The sequence below is a fragment of the Synechococcus sp. R6-10 genome (genome assembly GCF_047461815.1).
Lineage (GTDB): Bacteria > Cyanobacteriota > Cyanobacteriia > Thermostichales > Thermostichaceae > Thermostichus.
The window spans coordinates 1-4,963 of the sequence record NZ_JANSHW010000082.1; the positions used below are offsets into that span (position 1 = coordinate 1).

Sequence of the window (4,963 nt, forward strand, 5' to 3'; positions counted from 1 at the left end):
AGCCACCATCGAAGCTGGTCCGGAAAACACGCCCGCCTCTCCCCAAAACCCCCAACCTTCCTAGCCGAACTTGCTCACTTGAACCTTGACAAACAGAGCCAGAGCAGTCTCAGAAACGCTACAGTAAAGCTACGGAGACGAAAGCAACGTCTGAAGGTTTCTGCGGGATTCTGGGCAGAATGCTTTTAAGATCCGTGGAATCGCGTTCTTGGGTTGAGACTTGGCGCACGGGAAGAGGGGGCTATGGGTAAAGTCATCGGGATTGACCTGGGAACCACCAACAGTTGCGTGGCGGTTTTGGAAGGTGGTCAGCCCGTTGTGATCACCAACGCCGAGGGAGGGCGCACCACCCCCAGCATTGTCGGCTTCGCCAAGAACAACACCCGCTTGGTGGGCCAACTGGCCAAGCGCCAGGCGGTTACCAATGCTGAAAACACCATCTTCAGCATCAAACGCTTCATTGGCCGCACCTTTGCCGAGACCGAAGATGAGCGGAGGCGGGTTCCCTACAAAGTCATCCCCGGTCGAGACAACATGGTGGAAGTGGCGGTGCAAGATCGCGCCTACACTCCGCAGGAGATCTCCGCCATGATCCTGCAAAAGCTGAAGGCCGATGCGGAGGCCTATCTGGGGGAGCCGGTGACCCAAGCCGTGATCACCGTTCCCGCCTATTTTACCGATGCCCAGCGGCAGGCCACCAAAGATGCGGGCACCATTGCCGGCCTGGAGGTGCTGCGCATCATCAACGAGCCGACAGCAGCCGCCCTGGCCTATGGCCTAGACAAACAAGATCAAGACCTACGCATTCTGGTTTTCGATTTGGGTGGCGGCACCTTCGATGTCTCGGTGCTGCAACTGGGCAGCGGCGTGTTTGAGGTGCAAGCGACTGCCGGCAACAACCACCTGGGGGGGGATGACTTCGACCAAAGAATTGTCGATTGGCTCATCCGTCAGTTTTTGGAGACGGAAGGGATCGACCTCTCGCGGGATCGCATGGCCCTGCAGCGGATGCGGGAGGCTGCTGAGAAGGCCAAAATTGAGCTGTCCAGCACCCAGGTTACACTCATTAACCTGCCTTTTATCACCGCCGACGATTCGGGGCCCAAGCACCTGGAAGTGGAGCTGACCCGCGGCAAGTTTGAGGAGTTGGTGCGGGATCTGGTGGAGGCCACCGTGGAGCCTACAGAACAGGCGCTGCGGGATGCTGGCCTCTCCCCTGCAGACATCGACCGCGTGCTGCTGGTGGGCGGCTCTACTCGTATTCCCGCTGTCCAGGAGAAAATTCGGCAAATCTTCAAAAAAAACCCAGATCGCTCCGTCAACCCGGACGAGGCGGTGGCCCTTGGCGCTGCCATCCAGGCAGGCGTGGTGGGTGGAGAAGTGAAAGATCTACTGCTGCTGGACGTGATCCCTCTCTCGATTGGGGTGGAAACGCTGGGGGGAGTCTTCACCCGCATCATCGAGCGCAACACCACCATTCCCACCAGTAAAACCCAGATTTTCTCCACTGCCACCGATGGCCAGAGTGTGGTGGAGATTCACGTCCTGCAGGGAGAGCGGGCCATGGCCAAAGACAACAAAACCTTGGGCCGCTTTCAGCTGACCGGGATCCCGCCGGCTCCCCGTGGGGTGCCCCAGATCGAGGTTTCTTTTGACATCGATGCCAACGGGATCTTGAAAGTCTCGGCTCGGGAAAAGGGGACAGGAATCGAGCAGAGCGTCAAGATCACCAACAACGGTGGCTTGAGCAGCAGCGAGATCGAGCGAATGCGTCGGGAAGCGGAGGCCTATGCCGAAGAAGATCAGCGCCGGCGGCAGTTGGTGGAAGCCCGCAACCAGTCAGATAGCCTGCTCTACAACTACGACAAAACCCTGCAGGAGCATGGCAATCGCCTCAGCGAAGCTCGAATCCAGCGGGGGGCTCAAGTGGCGGGCACATTGAGGGCATTGCTGGCAAATGATAACGTAGACTTAGCAACTTTACGGAACGCAATGGAAGAACTGCGGGCTGTCCTGCTGGAGATGGGTAGCGAGATCTATGGAGCTCGCTGAGGATTCTAGGCAACTGCTTGCTCTCCCCCAGCTCCGGTGCCTTGTAGGTCTGCTTCGGTTGTGCTGCCTGACAAGTTGCATCTCAAGTGTGTCTGATGTTTTGATCTTTAACCTCTTCTGAAGCGCTTCTATGGCTCGCGACTACTATGAAATCTTGGGGGTTAGCCGCGATAGCTCCAAAGAGGAGATCAAGCGCGCCTATCGACGGTTGGCTCGTAAGTACCACCCGGATGTCAACAAGGAGCCAGGCGCCGAGGAGCGCTTCAAAGAGATCAACCGTGCCTATGAGGTGCTCTCTGATAATGAGCTAAAAGCTCGCTACGATCGCTTTGGAGAAGCGGGTTTGAGTGGAGCTGCTGCGGCAGCAAGTGGATTCCAGGATTTTGCGGGGATGGGTGGCTTTGCCGACATTTTCGAGAGCTTTTTCACCAACTTTGCAGGGGCAGGAGCCAGCTATGCCCGCAGTCGCCAGGGGCCGGTACGGGGCGATGATCTGCGCTTTGACCTAAAACTGGAGTTTCTGGAAGCCATCTTCGGCGGCGAAAAGCAGATTCGCATCAGCCACTTGGAAGTCTGCAACGTCTGTGGAGGCAGCGGGGCTAAGCCCGGTACGGAGGTGAAAACTTGCCCCACCTGCGGGGGCGGCGGTCAGGTGCGGCGGGCAACCCGCACGCCGTTTGGCAACTTTACCCAGGTCTCGGTTTGTCCCACCTGTGGTGGCAGCGGTCAGGTGTTGGAAGAGCCCTGCTACAACTGCAATGGCGAGGGCTTGGCCCAAACCACGAAGAAACTGCGCATTAACATCCCAGCCGGCGTGGATAGTGGCACCCGTTTGCGGGTTTCCGGGGAAGGCGATGCCGGTCGACGCGGTGGCCCGCCCGGGGATCTCTACGTCTACCTATTTGTGGAACCGGATCCCGACTTCCAGCGAGATGGCCTGACCATTCTCTCGGAGGTGCGGGTGAGCTATTTGCAGGCCATCTTGGGGGCCAAGGTCTCTGTGCCCACCGTGGACTCGAAAGCCGGCCTGGAGGAAGAGGTGGAGCTGACCATCCCAGCCGGATCCCAGCCGGGTACAGTGCTGACCCTGGAGGGCAAGGGGGTACCTCGCATTGGCAACCCGATGTCTCGGGGCGACCACCAAATCACCTTGGTGGTGGAGATCCCCACCCGCATCAGCTCAGAAGAGCGGGAATTGCTCATGCGCCTGGCTGAGCTGCACGGAGAACGCATCAACAAGCGGGATGGTTTCTTGGGCGGGTTGTTGCGGGGGCTGGCCCAGATGCCTGGCAACCGGGAGCGTGAGGAAGAATGACTGCAGAGGCTGTTTCGTCGGAAGAGGTCAAGTTTATCCTTGACCAGCGCGGGATCCCTTGCCCACTTAACTACGTGCGGGCGAAGCTGCGCCTGGAGCGCATGGCTCCTGGAGAACTGCTGGAGCTGTGGCTGGATGCGGGAGAACCTCTGGAGCAGGTGCCCAACAGTCTAGCCATGGCCGGGCATCGGATTGAGGGACAGGCAGCTTCCCCCGAAGGCCATTACATTCTCTGGGTGCGTCGCGGCACACCTGCGTCGCCATGAACCCGGTGAAACCGGAAGGAAAAGATTGTACCGGCTGGGTGCGAGCAGCGCAGGCCAACTTTTATCGCGTGCGTATCGATCCAAGTTTGGCTGCCCTCTTTCCCGAGATCCCGGCTCGGTTTCCGGTTGAAAAGCCCACGCCGGCAGAGATTCTCTGTACCAGTCGGGCCAAGCTGAAAAAAATGGGTCAGCAGGTGATGGTGGGGGACTGGGTGGAGGTGCGCTTGCCGCCTGCTGCCGCCGACCTCTGGCCGGAGCGGGGGGTGATCGAGGCGATCCTGCCGCGGCGCACTCAACTGCCTCGACCTGCTATTGCCAACGCGACCCAAGTTCTGGTGGTGGTGGCCCTGGCCGAGCCCGACCCTGAGCCCAACGCCCTCAGTCGTCTGCTGGTGCAAGCCGAGGCCAGCCAACTGCGGGTTCAGGTGGTGTTGAACAAATGCGACTGCGTGGATCCAGAAGTGGCGACAACTTGGGTGGAGCGTCTGCAGAGGTGGGGATATGAGCCTCTGTTGGTCAGTGCCCACACCCAAGCTGGGATCCCCCAGTTGCAACAGTGCTGTCGAGATCAGATCTCGGTGGTGACAGGCCCTTCCGGGGTGGGCAAATCCAGCTTGCTCAATCGGCTGCTGCCGGACGTTCGGCTGGCCACTCAGGCCGTCTCCAGACGTTTGGGCCATGGTCGGCACACCACCCGCCATGTGGAGCTGTTTCCTTTGCCGGAAGGCGGTTGGATCGCCGATTCGCCGGGATTCAATGCTGGCGAAGGGATCCCGCCGGTGCATCCTTTGCAGTTGATACGGTGCTTCCCCGAAGTAAGGGATCGCTTGGGCGCCTGTCAGTTTCGCGATTGCCTGCACCATCGAGAGCCGGGCTGTGGGCTCCGAGATCTGGATTGGGAACGACGGACTTTTTACTTGCAGCTTTTGCAAGAAGTCCAGCAGGTGCAAAAGGCATCGGTGGGCCTTATCCAGCCTGGCCAAGATCCCAGTCTCGCCAGAATTGCGCGAAAGACCCCAATCTGAGGACTATAGTCATTCCAAACTAGATTGAGACACTCCTCAAGCATTCCGTGCAGCTTCTGCGACCACTCCCAGCCCCTCTTCCTATGGGAGAGGGGAGTTAGGAACCAATACACAATACAACAGAAATGTTTCATTCCTGTCTAAAACGACTATAAAACGACTGTAGAATGTCAGGTGGACCAGATCTTGCGGATGGGCAAGGTGAAGCCCGGCAGCACGTCCTCTCCCGATAAGGTTTCCGGATCTTCGACCAATTCCGGCGCTTGCCCTTGTCGGTAGATCATCACCCGCTTGGCCTTGGGATC

Annotated in this window: 4 protein-coding genes; all 4 read left to right on the forward strand. The window is 58.9% G+C overall.

Annotated features, from left to right (window positions below; all coding sequences use genetic code 11):
* Positions 1–243: 243 nt before the first annotated feature.
* The 4 genes from dnaK to rsgA all read left to right on the forward strand — a co-directional run bounded on the left by dnaK (position 244) and on the right by rsgA (position 4,658).
* On the forward strand, positions 244–2,052 hold the full coding sequence (gene dnaK / locus NW837_RS02790; RefSeq protein WP_414329166.1) for a molecular chaperone DnaK: 1,809 nt from the start codon (positions 244–246) through the stop codon (positions 2,050–2,052).
* 130 nt (positions 2,053–2,182) lie between these two features.
* Positions 2,183–3,367: a molecular chaperone DnaJ gene (dnaJ, locus tag NW837_RS02795; RefSeq protein ID WP_414329167.1), complete on the forward strand. Its 1,185-nt coding sequence runs from the start codon at positions 2,183–2,185 to the stop codon at positions 3,365–3,367.
* On the forward strand, positions 3,364–3,633 hold the full coding sequence (locus NW837_RS02800; protein ID WP_414329168.1) for a sulfurtransferase TusA family protein: 270 nt from the start codon (positions 3,364–3,366) through the stop codon (positions 3,631–3,633). The genes dnaJ and NW837_RS02800 overlap by 4 nt, the downstream gene beginning before the upstream one ends.
* Positions 3,630–4,658: a ribosome small subunit-dependent GTPase A gene (gene rsgA / locus NW837_RS02805; protein ID WP_414329169.1), complete on the forward strand. Its 1,029-nt coding sequence runs from the start codon at positions 3,630–3,632 to the stop codon at positions 4,656–4,658. The genes NW837_RS02800 and rsgA overlap by 4 nt, the downstream gene beginning before the upstream one ends.
* Positions 4,659–4,963 lie beyond the last annotated feature (305 nt).

Coding starts and splice junctions, on each gene's coding strand:
- dnaK (WP_414329166.1), top strand. CDS start 244: ATGGGTAAAGTCATCGGGATTGACCTGGGAACCACCAACAGTTGCGTG.
- dnaJ (WP_414329167.1), top strand. CDS start 2,183: ATGGCTCGCGACTACTATGAAATCTTGGGGGTTAGCCGCGATAGCTCC.
- NW837_RS02800 (WP_414329168.1), top strand. CDS start 3,364: ATGACTGCAGAGGCTGTTTCGTCGGAAGAGGTCAAGTTTATCCTTGAC.
- rsgA (WP_414329169.1), top strand. CDS start 3,630: ATGAACCCGGTGAAACCGGAAGGAAAAGATTGTACCGGCTGGGTGCGA.